The sequence below is a fragment of the Streptococcus sp. SN3 genome, from assembly GCF_030439905.1.
Map to the genome: position 1 here is coordinate 107,400 of NZ_JAQFJF010000004.1, position 17,237 is coordinate 124,636.

Annotated in this window: 16 protein-coding genes; 1 reads left to right on the plus strand and 15 read right to left on the minus strand. The window is 44.8% G+C overall.

Annotated elements, in window-relative coordinates; translation table 11 throughout:
* Positions 1-38 precede the first annotated feature (38 nt).
* The gene (gene yidC, locus PCY71_RS09815; RefSeq protein WP_048772942.1) at positions 39-962 is read left to right on the plus strand and encodes a membrane protein insertase YidC; all 924 of its coding nucleotides are present in this window, start codon (positions 39-41) and stop codon (positions 960-962) included.
* Positions 963-1,084: 122 nt separating this feature from the next.
* On the opposite strand, the gene PCY71_RS09820 is transcribed toward yidC, so the two are convergent.
* The 15 genes from PCY71_RS09820 to nrdR form a co-directional block, all read right to left on the minus strand.
* The gene (locus tag PCY71_RS09820; RefSeq protein ID WP_002913140.1) at positions 1,085-2,320 is read right to left on the minus strand and encodes a cell wall metabolism sensor histidine kinase WalK; all 1,236 of its coding nucleotides are present in this window, start codon (positions 2,318-2,320) and stop codon (positions 1,085-1,087) included.
* Positions 2,304-3,005 carry a response regulator transcription factor gene (locus tag PCY71_RS09825; RefSeq protein WP_032913455.1) on the minus strand — a complete coding sequence of 234 codons (702 nt, stop codon included), beginning with the start codon at positions 3,003-3,005 and terminating at the stop codon, positions 2,304-2,306. The genes PCY71_RS09820 and PCY71_RS09825 overlap by 17 nt, the downstream gene beginning before the upstream one ends.
* A 4-nt stretch (positions 3,006-3,009) precedes the next feature.
* Entirely contained in the window at positions 3,010-3,630 is a 621-nt protein-coding gene (locus PCY71_RS09830; RefSeq protein ID WP_002909074.1) for a GTP pyrophosphokinase family protein, read from the minus strand.
* A 153-nt stretch (positions 3,631-3,783) separates the two neighbouring features.
* Positions 3,784-4,266 (minus strand): transcription elongation factor GreA, encoded by a 483-nt coding sequence (greA, locus tag PCY71_RS09835; protein ID WP_002894584.1) that lies wholly within the window; start codon positions 4,264-4,266, stop codon positions 3,784-3,786.
* Positions 4,267-4,411: 145 nt separating this feature from the next.
* A complete protein-coding gene (mltG, locus tag PCY71_RS09840) occupies positions 4,412-5,911 on the minus strand; it encodes an endolytic transglycosylase MltG (protein WP_002909073.1) in 1,500 nt (499 codons plus the stop codon).
* Between the two features lie 50 nt (positions 5,912-5,961).
* A complete protein-coding gene (locus PCY71_RS09845) occupies positions 5,962-6,477 on the minus strand; it encodes a GNAT family N-acetyltransferase (protein WP_048772938.1) in 516 nt (171 codons plus the stop codon).
* Complete coding sequence (locus PCY71_RS09850) at positions 6,477-6,989, minus strand: GNAT family N-acetyltransferase (protein ID WP_002909071.1); 513 nt, start codon at positions 6,987-6,989, stop codon at positions 6,477-6,479. The genes PCY71_RS09845 and PCY71_RS09850 overlap by 1 nt, the downstream gene beginning before the upstream one ends.
* Before the next feature lie 11 nt (positions 6,990-7,000).
* Positions 7,001-8,335: a UDP-N-acetylmuramate--L-alanine ligase gene (murC, locus tag PCY71_RS09855; RefSeq protein WP_002909068.1), complete on the minus strand. Its 1,335-nt coding sequence runs from the start codon at positions 8,333-8,335 to the stop codon at positions 7,001-7,003.
* Between the two features lie 282 nt (positions 8,336-8,617).
* The gene (locus PCY71_RS09860; RefSeq protein WP_002909065.1) at positions 8,618-9,280 is read right to left on the minus strand and encodes a hypothetical protein; all 663 of its coding nucleotides are present in this window, start codon (positions 9,278-9,280) and stop codon (positions 8,618-8,620) included.
* Positions 9,281-9,334: 54 nt separating this feature from the next.
* Positions 9,335-12,436, minus strand: coding sequence for a DEAD/DEAH box helicase (locus tag PCY71_RS09865; protein WP_048772934.1), 3,102 nt, complete (start codon positions 12,434-12,436; stop codon positions 9,335-9,337).
* 127 nt (positions 12,437-12,563) lie between these two features.
* On the minus strand, positions 12,564-13,874 hold the full coding sequence (der, locus tag PCY71_RS09870) for a ribosome biogenesis GTPase Der (RefSeq protein ID WP_048772932.1): 1,311 nt from the start codon (positions 13,872-13,874) through the stop codon (positions 12,564-12,566).
* Positions 13,875-13,916: 42 nt separating this feature from the next.
* Positions 13,917-14,633 (minus strand): NADPH-dependent oxidoreductase, encoded by a 717-nt coding sequence (locus PCY71_RS09875; RefSeq protein ID WP_125341043.1) that lies wholly within the window; start codon positions 14,631-14,633, stop codon positions 13,917-13,919.
* Positions 14,630-15,529, minus strand: a complete 900-nt coding sequence (dnaI, locus tag PCY71_RS09880; protein WP_048772927.1) for a primosomal protein DnaI — start codon at positions 15,527-15,529, stop codon at positions 14,630-14,632. The genes PCY71_RS09875 and dnaI overlap by 4 nt, the downstream gene beginning before the upstream one ends.
* Positions 15,530-16,684, minus strand: a complete 1,155-nt coding sequence (locus tag PCY71_RS09885) for a DnaD domain protein (RefSeq protein WP_048772924.1) — start codon at positions 16,682-16,684, stop codon at positions 15,530-15,532.
* Positions 16,685-17,158, minus strand: coding sequence for a transcriptional regulator NrdR (nrdR, locus tag PCY71_RS09890; protein ID WP_002894570.1), 474 nt, complete (start codon positions 17,156-17,158; stop codon positions 16,685-16,687).
* Between the last annotated feature and the right edge of the window lie 79 nt (positions 17,159-17,237).

Genomic DNA, 17,237 nt, shown 5'->3' on the forward strand with positions numbered 1-17,237 from the left:
GATAGGTATTATTTTTTAGAAACAAAGGATATGAACTCGTGAAACATTTCAAACGCTTTTTATTCTCCGGTATGGGACTGGCTGCGCTTCTTTTCCTGTCTGGCTGTGTAGGCCGCGACAAGGCCGGTAATCCTTCTGGTCTGATCTGGGACGTGATTGGTCAGCCTATGGCGGATGGTATCCAATTCTTTGCCAAGAATTCAGGTCTGGGTTATGGTCTGGCGATTATCATTGTTACGCTCATCGTGCGGATTATCATTCTGCCGCTGGGAATCTATCAGTCTTGGAAGGCAACGCTTCAGTCTGAAAAGATGAACTACTTTAAGCCAATTTTTGCCCCAATCCAAGAGCGAATCAAAAATGCTGAAACTCAGGAAGAGAAGATGCAGGCTCAGCAAGAACTGATGGCTGCCCAAAAAGAAAATGGACTCAGCATGTTTGGCGGTATAGGCTGTCTGCCTCTGCTCATCCAAATGCCTTTCTTCTCAGCCCTCTTCTTTGCAGCCCAGTATACTCAAGGGGTTGCAGGCAGTTCTTTCCTCTGGATTAAAGACCTAGCCAAAAGCGACTTGGCTTTGACTGCCATTGTCGGTATCCTCTACTATATCCAGTCGGTGCTCTCTCTGCATGGTATCGAAGATGAAACTCAAAGAAACAGCATGAAACAGGCTTCTTATATGAGTCCTATTATGATTGTTGGTTTCTCGTTCCTCTCTCCTGCCGCAGTTACTCTCTACTGGGTAGTCGGTGGATTTATCCAAATCATCCAGCAATTTATCATCAACTACATCATTCGACCTCGCCTGAGAAAACAGGTAGCAGAGGAATTTGAAAAAAATCCTCCTAAAGGCTTGAAAAAAGCTAGCCGGGCTAAAGATGTCACTCCAAAAGCCCAGCCGGGTATTGAGCAAAAGAACAAAAAGAAAAAGAACCGCAATGCTGGTAAGCAACGGTCAAGATAAAGAAAAATTCTTCTAGCTAATACTAGAAGAATTTTTTTAATCTCGATCTCGAGTAAGAATCAGCGTAACTGATGCAAAAAGTTCAGCAAACAAAGCAATAACTGATGAACGAGGTAACTCTATCACAGTAAAACGGTAAAGCCAATCAAGCCTTTCTTATACGAAACCCAAATCCTGCCCTTGAAAATCCGAACCAGACTTTCTGCCATGGATAGGCCAATCCCGTAGCCAGGCTGCTTCTGATTGTGCGATTCGTCTTCGCGATAGAAACGGTCAAAGAAACGACTGTAATCAACATTTTTACCGTCCGCATAGCTATTGGCTACCGTCAAACGGGCTCGTTTCCCGCGCTTGGCCTTGGTCAGAGTGACAAAAATTTGCCCATCTTCGTCACAATACTTGCAGGCATTGTCAATCAAGATACTAACCAATTCATAAAGTTCATCTTCAGTTGCCTTGACATGGATGTCTTCCTGCAGCTTGATCTCGTACTTCTTGCCTGCCTTCTCAATGACAGACTTGAAGTTCCCAGCCACTTTTTTGACAACTTCTGAAAAATTCACATCCACCAAGGTAACATCTGGCTGCTCTTCCAGACGGGCCAGAACGACCATTTGATTGATTAGATTACTGAGGCGCTTGACCTGGTCCTTGGTGCTTTCTGTCCATTCATTTTCGCCAGTCATCAGCTCTTGCAGCTCCGTATTGGCTGAAATGATTGCCAATGGCGTCTTCAGTTCATGTCCCGCATTAGTAATAAAACGCTTCTGATTTTCATAGTTTTTGATATAGGGACGGATGGCAAAGTTGGAAAATCCAGACACGACCAAGACAAAGAAAATAAAGCTATAGAAGCACAACTGGATAGACAGCCAGAAAAAGTCATTGCGGCTTTCGAGATAATTGGTCGAATCTAAGACCACCAGTAAATAGCGCTTGGTCTTGGAATCCTGCGTTATCTGGTAAGAATAAAATTGACTGCCTACCTTAAAAACTCCACTGCTACGACTGTCCTTAATCACTTTGTTAGCGTAGCTAAGCGCCTGCTCCTTAGATAGATTGGAAAGATGGTCTAAGTTGGTGGAGTAAAGTGTTTTGTCTTCCTTATAGACCACACTGAAATAGCGGTATTGGTAGATGGTATCAATGGTGATACGGTCGTTTTGCAAGCTCTCTGCTGTTTCTTCTACGCTGGGAAAATCTCCATTATTGGCAGATAGAATATTGAGAACGGCTTGGATTTCTCCGTTGGTCTGCAGAAAGCGAACGGAGTTTAAGACAGCAATCATGGTCAGCAAAATACAGACAATAGCCGCCGAAGCCAGCAGAATGAACCGAATTTTAAGCTTCCGAAACATAGCTATCTCCTTCCAGCGGCACCAGAGTGAAACTACCGCCTTCCTCACCCAAGATAGCAAGATCAGCATGAATAGCCTTCAGCTTCTGACGCAAATAGGAAATATAAATCCAGACGAAGCCTTCGTCCAAATCCTCATCCTCGTCATTAGCCCAAACATGACGGAAGATTTCCTGAGTAGAAAGACTCTTCTGGGCATTAAGCATGAGAAATTCCATCATTTTAGATTCCTTACCAGCTAAGCGAATAGAATTGGAGCTAATGAGCTCATGTTCTCCGACATTGAGGCTGGTTTGGCCAATCTGCAGCAAATTGGGGGTGAACGTCGCTACCCGTCTGGACATAGAGCGCAGGCGAGCCAGAAGCTCTTTCAGAGAGAAGGGCTTGGTCAGATAATCATCTGCACCGGCATCCAACCCTGTGACCTTGTCATCCACCTCTGACATAGCTGTCAGCATGATGACGTGGGTCGTATTGCCGGTTTGGCGGATTTCTTTCAGCGCTTCAATGCCTGTCTTGACCGGCATCATGATATCCAGAATCATCAAATCATAGGCATTTTCCTTGGCCAAGTCCACAGCCTCCTGCCCATCAAAGGCTGTATCAACCTGATAGCCTTCATGGGTCATCGCTGTTTCCAAGACACGAGACAGCTGCTGCTCATCTTCAGCTAATAAAATCTTCATCATCTCACTCACTTTCTCGAATCAAATTGCGGATGGTCTGCATGGTCACATCACAGGACGCCAGCTCATCTGCACAGCGTTTCAGCTCACGAACAATCCGCTTGCTGTCTTTTATCTCGTGCTTGTACTTCATCTGATGCTCTAAGCTGGCCCAAGAGTCCATGGCAATGGTCCGAAGTTGGATTTCTACAAAATAGCGGCCGGGATTTTGACCATGACAATCCTCATAAGGAGTCTCCACCTCTAATATCAAGTGGTAGGAGCGATACCCATTGGGCTTGGCAGCTCGGATATAGTCCTTTTCCAGAACAATCTCACAGCCCTCCAGCTGACGAAGCACCTCAATAGTCTGATAGATGTCCTCGATAAAACCGCAAACAATCCGAATCCCAATCGCATCACGAATTTCTTTTAGGGCTGACTCTGGCGTCCTAGGCAGATTCTTGCGTTGACATTTCTCTTCCATACTGGCTGCCTGCTTGACCCGTGCATTAAAATGCTCAAAAAGCTTCTGCCCTGTTTCCTGCTTGACTCGATCATTAGCCTCTTGAATACGCTGACTAAGATCATCTAAAATCTTGGGCAGATAGACGCCGTATTTCCCATAAATATCTTGCTCTTGCATACAGTTCTCCTACTTTTCTAGCTTATTCTCATTATAGCATAACCATCTGTCTTTTCTCTATTTTTCCCCTGCTCTTCTTATCTAGCCTACACTCTCTGTCTTAAAAGAAACGAAAAAAGAACCAGTCTTCTAGCCAGTTCCTTTTGGTATCGATTAAACGGTTTTTTCAACCTTGAGAATTTTAACGTCGTAGCTGCCAACTGGTGTTTCGACTGTTGCAGTATCACCTGTTTTCTTGCCAATCAAAGCTTGTCCAATCGGGCTTTCATTGGATACCTTGCCTGCGAAAGCATCTGCACCAGCAGAACCAACGATAATGTAAACTTCCTCTTCGCTTTCGCCTACTTCTTGGATGGTAACTGTTTTGCCGATAGCTACCTCGTCCTTGGCTACAGCGTCACTGTTTACAATCTCAGCGTAGCGGATCTTGGTTTCCAGACTAGAAATCTGTCCTTCCACAAAAGCCTGCTCGTCCTTAGCAGCTTCGTATTCACTGTTTTCTGACAAATCGCCGTATGAGCGGGCAATCTTAATACGTTCTACCACTTCTGGACGACGCACCAATTTCAATTCTTCTAATTCTTTTTCTAGTTTTTCCTTTTCCTCTAGGGTCATAGGATAAGTTTTTTCAGCCATTTTTTCTCTTTTCTTTTATTTTCTTTTATTTTTAAACTAAAACAAGAGGCTGAGACAAGTCTGTATCAGTCCCTTTTTTATATAGCAGGACCGAGAAAGCTAGAACTAAATGCACTAGCTTTCTCTCGTCTGCAATGATAGCAGTCTAATTAGAACTGCTGCTGGATTGAGTGAGCTTGCTGTTGACATGCTCCTCAACATTTTTGGCGTGTTCCTCATAAGTATTGGCGAAGTAAACAGCGCCTGTTTCAACATTTGCCACAAAGTAGAGGTAGTCCGTCTTACTTGGATTAATGGTAGCATCCAGAGCAGATAGGCTCGGACTATCAACTGGTCCAGGCATAAGCCCTTCTTTTTTATAGACATTGAAAGGCGAATCGATATTGGTATCAATTTCAGCGTCCTCTTTCAGAGTCGTTTTCTTTCCTAGCTTGCCTTGAGCATAAAGGATAGCGATATTACTCTGAAGCGGCATCGCTTGATTGAGACGGTTGTAAAATACGCTGGCAATATCTTTGCGGTCCTGGTCTGTTGAACCTTCTTTTTCCACTAGAGAAGCAAGAGTCAGAACTTCATTAACCGTTAGGTTCTTCGCTTCGATAGTAGAGTAATAAGAAGACAGATTGGTATTCATTGCGCCCAACATTTGATCAATCAAGCTTTCCAGATCCGCATCCTCACCATAGTTATAAGTGGCAGGGAAGAGGTAACCTTCTAAGCGATACTTGACTCCGCTGTCCTTGCTTGGCAATGTGCCCAGCAGCTGTGGATATTTAGCCGCCATCTTGGAAATGAAAGCTTCATCCTGCGCCTTAGCTAGGAAATCGTCCTTACTAAAAGGTGTCTTACTAGTCTTCTTAGAAGTTGCAGCTGCATTAACCGTCACAGCCTCTGCAATCTGCTCCAGCGTATAGCCTTCAGGAATAGTAACCTTACCAACAACTGGTGGTTGTGGCGTATCCGTTCCACCTTCCTGAAGCTGCCGAGCAATGGTATCTAGATCCATACTCTTCTGGAGATTGTAATAGCCAGACTGGTAATTGTTAAAGCTTTTAATCTTGGAATACAGACTAAAAACTTGGGCATTTTTAATCAGCCCCTTTTTCTCAAGGATTTCTCCAATCTGCTTAGAGCTTGAACCTTCTGGTACTTCAACCGTCACATATTCTGTTGCGTTTGCATCAACAGGTTTAAGAGCTGAAGATACATAAGTATAGCCGACAACTCCTGTAACCACAAGTCCCAGTAGGACAATCAGCAGAACCGTTGTCATAATCCTGCGGGCTAAGGTGTTTTGACGTTTTTTCTTGACCGTGTTGTTGGCCCGATTAGCCCGAGATAGGACCTCATTGGGCTTCTTATCTTCCTCATCCAATCGGCCATAGACCTGAGGATGAGCCTTTTCATTCTCTGCAACCTTGTAGGAAACATCTACCGAAGCCGGTCTAGCTTCAAAGTCGTCCGCAGCTGCTGTTTCTTTTGCAGAAGCAGAGTCCGCTTCTGACTGGCTAGTTGAAGAGGGAGTTTGTTCTTCCTTTTCTCCAGCTAAATCTTTCAAAATCTGCTCTTTAAAGCTCAGATTCTTCTCTTTGTCTTGTGATTTTTCAGTCAAAAATTTGACCTCCTTCATCATAATCCCTAACATTATATCTTAAAAGTCAGATAAATGCAATAAGAGTAGGATTTTCTAGCTTATTATTGTTTTTTTTGCAGTTTGAGACTAGGATTTTCCCAGACCATATCAAACCAAGTAGCGCCTGCGTAAGTTGATTGTGACAAACCTTCATTTACAAAGGCATGCTTCTCGTAGTAAGCGGTGAGGTAGTCGTGGCAAGTCAGATTGATACCTTGGCGTTTATCTGCTATAGCAATTTCTTTCATAGCTTCCAGTAGCTTGCGACCGACTCCCATCCCCTGAGCATCCTTCGAGATAGAAAGGCTGGTCAGAGAGATAAAGCCACCCTCCAGATGGCCATAATCTTCAATCTCCTCTGTAAAGGAAATATCCTTTAAATAACGTTCTGGACGGACAGGTCCCTCCAGATAGCCCAAAATCTTACCGTCCTTTTCTGCCACCAAAAAAGTCGAAGATAGGGTTTGGATATGTGCTGCTAGGCTTTCTCGGCTAACAGCCTCTTCTGGACTGAAATTTTCCAATTCGATAGCATAAATGGCATCTAAGTCAGCCATTTGAGCTTGACGGATAATCATCACTTCTCCTTAAAATTGGGATTTTCCCACACCATATCAGACCAGACAGCTCCACCATGAGTTGAGTCAGAAATCCCTTCGTGGACGAAACCATTCATCTCATAATAAGGTATCAGCTCATCATGACAGGTAAGGCTAATGCCCTTTCGATTTTGCTGAACAGCTATCTCCTTGAGAGCTGCAAGCAACAAGGTTCCGACCCCCTGCCTCTGAAAATCCGGATGGACGGACAGACTTTGGACGGCAATAAAGCCACCTTCTGGAGAATTAGCACCCACCTTGTTAAAGAGATCATCTGTCAGATATCGCGCCTGAATAGCTGGTCCAACAATATAGCCCGCCAGCTGACCATGCAGCTCTGCTAGCAAAAAAGTATCTGGAATCTGCTCAATCCGCTCTTTGAGAACTTCTGCACCGGCCGCTTCTGCTGCTGGAAAATTCAGCTGCTGAATTGCAAGAATTTCTTCCCAGTCACTCAAGTCGGCCTGCCTGATTCGAATCGGTGCTTCCATCAAGTCTCCTCCTACTGAACGTTGCTGGTCAGATTGGACAAGAGACGTTCAAAGGAATATTCATAGGTCTGGATGTCACCAGCTCCCATAAAGACATAAACGGCATTATCGTGGTCAAGAAGTGGGGAAACATTATCCACATCAATGACCTTGGCCCGTTTCACAATCTTTTCAGCCAGATCTTCTACCTTAACATCACCCTTGTCCACCTCACGCGCAGATCCGTAAATCTGAGCTAGATAGACTGAGTCAGCCTGATTGAGAGCTTCCGCAAATTCGTCCAAGAGAGCAATGGTCCGAGTGAAGGTATGCGGTTGGAAAATTGCCACGATTTCCTTGCTTGGATACTTCTGACGTGCTGCATCCAAGGTTGCGATAATTTCCGTCGGATGGTGAGCAAAGTCATCAATAATAACTGTTTCGTTAACAATCTTTTCAGTAAAGCGGCGCTTAACTCCACCAAAGGTCTTGAGGTGCTCCCGAACTAGATTCAAATCAAGACCTGCAGTATACAAGAGACCGATTACTGCTGTTGCATTCATAATGTTGTGGCGGCCAAAGCTTGGAATTTGGAACTCACCCAGCTCTTGCCCACGGAAAGAAACTTTAAATCCTGAACCGCTGGTAGAACGCAAGAGGTCGTGAGCGACAAAGTCATTGCCCTCTTCCTTGAAGCCATAGTAGTAAATCGGAGCTTTGGACGTAATCCGGCGCAGCTGCTCATCTTCTCCATAAATGAAAAGCCCTTTGGTAATCTGCTTGGCATAGTCATTGAAAGCGTTAAAGACATCTTCTAGGCTCGTGAAATAATCCGGATGGTCAAAGTCGATATTGGTAATGATTGAATATTCCGGATGATAGGGCATGAAATGACGCTCGTACTCGTCTGACTCAAAGACAAAATACTTGGCATTGGCAGAACCACGGCCTGTACCGTCCCCAATCAGATAGCTAGTATCCGTGATATTAGACAGAACGTGGGAAAGAATACCCGTTGTAGAAGTCTTCCCATGGGCACCAGCCACTCCCAAGCTAACAAAGTCACGCATGAAGCTGCCTAAAAACTCATGGTAGCGTTTATAGCTGATACCGTTTGCGTCTGCATAGGCAATTTCTACATTGTTATCTGGACGAAAGGCATTGCCGGCAATGATTTCGAAGTCTGGCTGGATATTCTTTTCATCAAAAGGCAGGATGGAAATGCCAGCCTGCTCCAGACCGCGCTGAGTGAAATAATATTTATCAACATCACTGCCCTGAACCTTATGGCCCATCTGGTGCAGCATCAAAGCCAAAGCGCTCATACCAGAGCCCTTAATCCCGATAAAATGATAGGTTTTCGTCATGATTACTCCTTAAGATGATATAAGGCCATGAAAGCAAGTCAAAAGAGGAAAATCTCCTCAGACCCTAATCAGCCCGCAAGGATTTCCTTTAATTACAAACTTTTAGGCACCACCAAAACACCAAAGAAGCTGGACCAATCAATAAGTCCCAGCTTCTGGCATCGGTCTTCTTCAACCGATGACGGATGTTATATGCAGATAGATTTTACATTTACATAATCAAACAGCAATTTCCTTTATACACCAGAAAATGCAGGCAGAAAAGGATCAAGCAAGCCAGCTTTATTCGCTGTCCAAGCCTGTCAAATTCAGCTCTTGAGCCTTGGAATGCTTCAACTGCTCCTCCTTAGCCCTATCCTGATTATAGATCTGACTAGTTTTTAAAAAATCATAATTGTTCTTCTTAGGCTTTTCTTCCGGCTCCTGTGGCTGAGGGCTGCTATACTCAGGCTGAATATCTGCCAAAATATAGTTATCCTGCTGAAGCCTATCGCCAAACTTCGTAAATTCGCCCGATGTATTCTTCTGAAAAGGGGCTGTTGGCTTCGGTCTTTCCGCATTAGAAGCTGTTGGAAGCTTTCTGCTGCGGACCTTAGTCGGAAGGTCGCTGGTCAGATAAGACGCTGAACGCTTCTTTTTCAAATCTGCCCGAGCTTCCTCGCGTGCCTGCTCAGCATAACGAATGGCCGGATCTTTCTTATCAATCGGCTTTTTAAAATCCTTGAAAGCAGACTGCTTTTGCAGCGGTCTTCTGATAGCCTGACTGGCAGCGATAGGAGCATGCCTGCTGGAGTCCACAATCGGCATCCATTCCAAATAATTACGGTCTGTATAGTCTCCGGTAATGTTGCTAATGAGATCCAGTTCATCATAAAGATTCATATGCGGCATTTCCGTCAGCATGATTTCATCATCTGACACCAGAGGAAATTGTTTATCAGTCATATCTTTTTCCTTTCAATCCTTCATTATTATAAACTATTCAGGCTATTTTTCAAGCTATTCTGCCGAAATTCCCAGAATTTCTCGAATTTCCTCCACAGAGAGACTGGATTTGGCTTCTACTCCGTCAAGAATAGTCGAAACCAGATTGCGCTTGCTCTCCTGCAACTCCTGTATCTTCTCCTCAATCGTTCCCCGTGTAATCATCCGATAGACTTCGACATTGCGCTCCTGTCCGATACGGTGGGCACGGCCGATGGCTTGAGCCTCAACCGCTGGATTCCACCAGAGGTCGACCAAGATGACTGTGTCTGCACCAGTCAGATTGAGACCGACACCTCCAGCCTTGAGGGAGATCAAAAAGGCTGAACGCTGACCGTCATTGAAGGCTGTTGTCATGTCCTGACGCTCCTTAGCCGGAGTAGAGCCTGTAATCTTAAAGGACTCCATGCCCATCTTGTCCAGCTCACTCTCGATAATATCCAGCATACCACGAAATTGTGAAAATATGAGGACACGACGATTACCATCTTGTATCTGTTCAAGTAATTCCCGCAAACTTTCCAGCTTACCGCTCTCGCCCTCGTAATCTTCCATAAATAGCTTCGGAGTATCACAGATCTGACGGAGGCGCATAAGACCTGACAGAATCTCTATCTTGCTGCGGTTGATTTCATCTTCTGTCGCATGGATAATTCTGTCCTGCATTTGTTTGAGCAGAGCCAGATAAATAGTCTTCTGGCTATCTGCCAATTCATTGCGATAGGCAACTTCAATCAAATCAGGCAATTCCTGCAGCACATCTTCTTTCTTGCGCCGCATGACAAATGGTTTGATATAGCGAGCGACTTTCTCAGCCGGCAGTTTTAAAAATTCCTTTTTGTTTGGCAAAAGTCCTGGCATGACAATCTGGAAAATAGACCAAAGTTCTCCCAGATTATTCTCAATCGGCGTCCCAGAAAGAGCATAAGTATGCTCCACTTCAAAATCCCGCAAATACTGGGCAATCTTGGTCTGGTCATTCTTCATCACCTGAGCCTCATCCAAAATCAGATACTGGAAGTGGTTATCCTTGTATTCTTCCACATCCTGCCTGAAAGAAGCATAGCTAGTAATGGTAATCTGATGTTTCTCCGCAATCAGCTCATCACGAACATTTTTCAGACCATAAACCACCGCCACATCCAAATGCGGAGCAAATTTAGCAAACTCATCGCTCCAGTTGTAAATCAGGCTGGATGGCGCCAAGATTAAGACTTTCTTAGAGTCATCTATACGCGAACTCAGAAAAGAAATCGTCTGCAGGGTCTTTCCTAGCCCCATATCGTCAGCCAAGATGCCACCGAATCCATACTTATCAAGCATGGATAGCCACTTGACACCCGTCTCTTGGTAATCCCGAAGGTCAGCCTTGACTTGCAGCTTGGGAAGAGGAAATTCCTCAGGGTGAGTCAGGTCAAAGGCTAGCTGCTGCACATCTTTTGAAAACTGTACCTTATCCTTGCCCTTAAAAAACTCTGCCAGTTGGTAAGCTGCTAGACTGCTGGTCTGAATGAAGCCATTTTTAGTCCGCTTACTCCGCAGCTGCTGCAAAGTCCGACTCATCTCCTTGGTCTCTTCATCGAAAATCAAGACTTGCCCGGACTTACTGATAAAGAAGTCCTGCTCCTTAAAGAGTGAATCAAGAACTGCGTCTATCTCTGACTGCGCAATGCCAGCAAAATCGAAACCAACATCTAAGAGGCCGCCCTTCATCTTGACAGAGATCCTTGGACTTTCTGTCTGTGCCAGTGCCTCTAACTCTTCTGTCATGCTGACACGGCCCAAAGCCTCAAAATTGGGAATGACTTCTGAGAAGAAATGATAAATTTCTTCCGGCTTCAGAGGCGGTCGCTGACTGTAAAAATCTGCCACAAAACCTGCCTGCAGCATTTGCTTAAATACCTGCTGCTCATGCTCAAAATTACCTGCAAAAGGCAGACGTTCCAAATCTTTGCGAGTCGTCACTTTCCTGTCTCCATAGTCAAAGACAGTGTCCAAAATCAGACGCTTGTCAGGACCGATGTCAAAGTCAAACTTGGCTGTAAAGTCATGAATCATCATACTTTCAGGTGCTTCTACCCGACCAACCTTTTTAAACTCAGACAAACTGGAAGCCAGCTTAGTCCTTTCTGACAAGTCAAATTGCAGGCGCTTCAACCGATCATGCTCTATAGGCAACTCCCGTAAAGCCTTAATTAGTCTTATCTGCTGAGGATTTAGCTGGTAGAAGGTATCTCCATAAAAAATAAACTGGCCATCATAAAGCATCTTATAATTCTTCTCAGCAATGACTAGCTCAAAATGCTCTTCATGCTCTTCCACTTGGAAAGTATAAACTTCTGCCTCTTCATGTAAATCTTGGAAAAAGACTTCACTGTAGTCGTAAAGGCTGTACTCTAAGCGGAAAGAAGACAGATTCATCAGGAAGGTAACTCCCTCTTCAAAGATACTAGCCGGGAAGAAAAGATTGCGCCCAGCATTTGGGAAAATCAAAGAAGAATCTTGCCCCTGATAGTCAGACACTAGTCCTTGCAGAAAAACGAGCAAATCTTGACTGGCTTCATCAAAATCTTCCAAATGAATAGCCTCATAGTAACTCTTACCAATCTGATAATGCCCGCCCTTTTCCAAGGTCCGAAGGAAGGAAAGAACGTCTCGGACAACATAAGAGCGCTCGTCCGGCAAGCGACTGATTCGGAGACTCCAGAGAAACTGCCCTGTATAAGAATCCTCCTGACCAGTAGCCGAAAGCTCATAACGAACCTGTTGATTGGATTTATCCGGCAAGACTTTATCCAAGAACAAGCTTCCAAAAGAAACCAGCTCTTGGGTCTCCTGACTGGTCAACTCCTCTTCTTCCATACTCTTTAGCACATCTTTTCCAGATGGAGCATTTTTCAGATAATACTCCAAGGCTGCCAGATGGGCACAGTATTTTTTCTTCTGGAAAAAGTCGCAATAACAAAAGATGACATCATCATCCAAGCTATAGCGCAAATTACACTCATCTACACGAGCATATAAAAGAGAATCACTGACCTCAAGGATTACTACCTTATTGTTTTCAACCAGGGCAATTCCTTCTGTCCGAATCTTACCAGGAATTAATTTTGCCATAATTACCACCTTACATTTATCTCACCATTATACCATACTTTCGACATAAAAAAAGAAAAGCAAGCTCTTATGCTTACTTTCATTTTTACATATAAACGTATGTTTGTCAAATTGCTGTTTTACAACTCTATTTCCGCTTCCTTGCAATCAAGTGAATCGGGGTTCCTTCAAAAATAAAGGCCTTGCGGATTTGATTTTCCAAGAAACGCAGGTAAGAGAAATGCATGAGTTCTTCTTCGTTGACAAAGATGACAAAGGTTGGCGGTTTGGTCGCTACCTGAGTCGCATAAAAAATCTTGAGACGCTTGCCCTTGTCAGTCGGTGTCGGATTAATGGCGATGGCATCCATGATAACATCATTGAGCACCGCTGACGGAATACGAGTATTCTGACTCTGACTGATTTTCTTAATCATGTCCGGCAGCTTATGGAGACGCTGCTTGGTTAGGGCAGAGACAAAGATAATCGGTGCATAAGACAGATACTGGAACTGGTCACGAATATCTGCTTCCCAGTCTTTCATGGTATGGTTATCTTTTTCTAGCGTATCCCACTTATTGACGACGATGATCATTCCTTTTCCAGCTTCATGGGCAAAGCCAGCGATTCGCTTGTCGTACTCACGAATTCCTTCTTCGGCATTCAGCACCATCAGAACGACATCTGAGCGATCAATGGCCCGCATAGCCCGCATGACAGAGTACTTCTCTGTGTTTTCATAGACCTTGCCTGACTTGCGCATACCAGCCGTATCGATCATGGTAAACTCCTGACCTTCACTGTCTGTAAAGACCGTATCAATAGCGTCACGCGTCGTACCAGCAACAGGACTGGCAATAACACGCTCCTCACCCAAGATAGCATTGATCAAGCTAGACTTACCGACATTAGGACGGCCAATCAGACTAAACTTAATCATATCAGGATTTTCAGCGACTTCTTCATTTGGCAGATTTTCAACGATGGCGTCAAGAACATCCCCTGTACCAATCCCGTGGACTGAAGAAACTGGGAATGGATCGCCCAAGCCCAACGCATAGAAATCAAAAATCTCATTGCGCATTTCGGGGTTGTCCACCTTGTTGACCGCTAAAATAATCGGCTTATGGGTCTTGTAAAGCATGCGAGCTACATACTCGTCCGCATCTGTAATACCTTCCTTGCCAGACACGACAAAAACGATAACATCTGCTTCGTCCATAGCGATCTCAGCCTGGTGTTTGATTTGCTCCATAAAAGGCGCGTCAACATCGTCAATTCCGCCCGTGTCAATAATACTAAACTTACGGTTGAGCCAGCTTGCTGTCGCATAGATTCGGTCGCGGGTCACCCCTTCGACATCTTCCACAATGGAAATCCGCTCACCGGCAATCCGATTGAAAAGCGTTGATTTGCCGACATTAGGCCGGCCGACAATGGCAATAGTTGGTAAGGCCATGTTTTTCCTCTTTCATTCTTTAGGACAGAGCCAAACTCCGTCCTATTTTTCTAATTTCTTTTCTTTGAACAATTGGTCAATAGCCTGATTTGGCTCCTGACCAAATTGAGCAGCTAGGCGCTGACTCCAGGTCCCCTTAGCTCGCTCACCTGCATATTCAGTCTGTACGCGGTCATAAGCTTGGATAGTTGAACGATCCTGTTCATGATATTCTGCCTCAAAGACCACTGCTTCATAAGGCAGGCGTGGCTTGACTGCATGATTCTGGTTGGGAGTTCCCAGAGCAATCCCAAAGACTGGATAAGTGTAGTCCGGTAGCTTAAAAAGCTCTGCTATTTGACTGGCAGCATATCGAACCAGCCCAATGATTACCCCGCCGTAGCCTAAACTTTCAGCTGCTAACAGGGTATTTTGCCCCGCTAAAGCAGCATCTACTGAGCTAATCAGGAGATTTTCTGTTCCCTCAGGATAAAAGTCTTCCGTATGCATGTGAACGCCCTTTTGAGCTCGATTGAGGTCACCGACAAAAAGCAGGAAGGCCGAAGACTGCCGAATGGCTTCTTGAGGCACCAAGTCAAAGAGGGCTTCTTTTTTCTCTTTGCTTCGCACCACAATGATCGAATAGGACTGGAAATTCTTCCAGCTGGACGCAGCCCGCCCAGCATCAATGATGGCACGTAATTCCTTATCCGAAATCTGCTCCTCCGTAAAGCGGCGAACAGACGTGTGAGCATTCATCAAGTTAATTGTTTCATTCATCGGCGGTTCTCTCCTTCTAGGCGCACCTCCTGAGCCAGAAACTTAATTCGCTCCATAACCCGCTTGGCCTGCCAAGTCTCATCGCCATTCTTAGAGCTGGCAAAGTGACGCTCCAAATCTGCAAACTTAAAGTTAGAAGTAAAGAAAGTTGGCAGATTTTCCTGCATACGGTGCTGGAGAATGACCTGCAAAATCTCATCGCGCATCCAAGGGCTAGACTGCTCTGCACCGATATCATCCAAAATCAGCACTTGAGCTGTCTTGACCTGATCAATCTTCTCCTTGACCAAGCCAGAGCTAATCGCATTCTTAACATCTAAAACAAAGCTTGGATAATGGAGCAGTGTCGTTGAAACACTGCGTTTTTCTGACAAATCATGCGCCAGAGCAGCCATCATATAACTCTTACCGACCCCAAAATCGCCGTAGAGATAAACAGCCTTCTGATAATTCGGGAACTCAGCAACGAAGTTGGTCAAAAGTTCAAAAGCTTTGTAGCGGCCATCATCGTCCAGATCCACCTGAGCCAGACTAGCCTCCTTGAGACTGGCTGGTAGGCTGATAAGATTGAGACGGTTTCTAATGGCCTCCTGTCTCTCCTGCTCAATCAACTCAGGCGTCTCTTCATAGGCAACATCCGCATAGCCTTCATTTTTCACCAAGATTGGCTTATAGCCCTTGGCAATATAGGTCTCATCCCCCAGCAAAAAGCGGTTGCGCTCCGTAATATACTGGTTAAACTTGGAGACACTACGCTGAATCTCAGCTTGGGTCAGCTTTTCCTGCTGGATAAAGGCTGCCACATCTGAATCCGCCATAATCTGCTTGACCAGCTCCTGATAGTCAAACTGCCACACCCTATTCATATGAGGCATATTCTGTCCTATTTTCTCCATTTATTCGCCTCCTCCTTCAAGTTTGGCTAAGAGCCGACGTTTCTGCTCTTCTAGCTCGGCCTGCCTCTCTGCGCTCGTTTTATTTTTATAATCCGGCTGACTCCAGTCAGGTACGTTGCTCTTGGTAGAGCCTTGTCCAGATTTAGCTGGACGGTTCTGGGGCTGCTGGTTGCGCTCACGAATTTTCAAGACAGCTTCCTCAGCTGTCGTCACCTTTTGATAAGAAAAATCATTGGCTACCTTGAGGGCGTACTTTTCATTGAGATTGGCTGAATCCACCTTATTAAAGGTCAAGAGCAAGATTACGTTGATAACCTCGTCCAAAAGGCCTAATTCAGCTAAATCCAGCAAAAGCTTTCTCTCCGTCCGCGTAATAGCAGCCTGACGAGTTTTCTTAATTTCTGCCAGGAATACCATTGGCGATGTTCGCTTCGCTTCTTGGATAATAGATTGCTCCTGCTTAGAAAACTGACCTTCTGCTGGCTTCTGAGCTAGCTTTTGCTTCATCCGCTTGGTAGAAATGACCTGAGAAACAGCAGTTTCTCTAGCCAAAACGTAGGTCTCATACCAAGTCCACTTTTTCTGCTCAGCAATTGCAAACAATTCTAACACATCTTCCTTTTCATTGGCAAAGCGAAGATTGTCCTGAGCCATCCGTTGCTTGAAATACTCCAAGTCAAAATCATTGGCTTTTCGCACTGCCCTTGCTTGCTCATCTTCCATACCAAACACCTGCATAAAAGGCTTGATCAATTTATCTCCGCTAGGATTTTCTGGTCGCAGGGCATCAGCAGCAGCTTCGCCGATTTTCTTTTCCAAGAGCCGACTGTACACATTATGGCTAAAAAATTCCTCCGCAGTTAAGGTTGGGTGGAGTTGAACCAGATAATAGTCATCTGTTTGATAAAGATCCACTAGCTTAATCGCCGCCAAACGCTCAAAACTTTCTTCTAAAATATTAAGTCCAAAATCTAAATGATTGAGAATCTGACTGAAGAGGTGCTGCTTTTGCCCATTATCTCCAAAAGACAGCAGATAAAGATAAAGTGCTACCGCTTCTCTCCCCAAAATCGGCAAATAGAGCTTGGTCAAGATAGCAATATCTGGGCTGACTGCATTATTGCGCAAGAAAGAAAACTGATGGTTTGGTTTCATTTATTTGTCCTTTTTCTTCTTGGACCCCTTGGTAATCTGCTTGAGCAGGCTTTCCAGCTCTCCCACATCCTTGAAACTCCGGTAAACACTGGCGAAACGAACGTAGGTGATTTCATCCAGCTCTGCCAGTTCATCCATGACTAAGGATCCAATATACTCACTATTGATTTCATTGTCGCTCTGACTGCGGACCTTTTGCTCGATTCGATTGACAATCTCCTCTATTTCGTCACTAGATACTGGCCGCTTTTGAGCGGAGCGAATAATACCGTTAAAAATCTTATCCCGAGAAAATTGCTCACGCGTCCCGTCCTTTTTGACAACCACTAGGGTTCTCTCTTCGACGCGCTCGTATGTCGTAAAGCGGTGTTGACATTCCTCACACTCACGGCGGCGACGGATTGTATTCCCATCTTCTGCCTGTCTGCTATCAACCACACTTGATTTATTCCCACCACATTTCGGACAACGCATACCATTTCCTCCTAGAATCCTAATACTTCATTATAACACGTTTTCAAGAATAACAAAAGACAGCCGTTTGGGGTGTAAT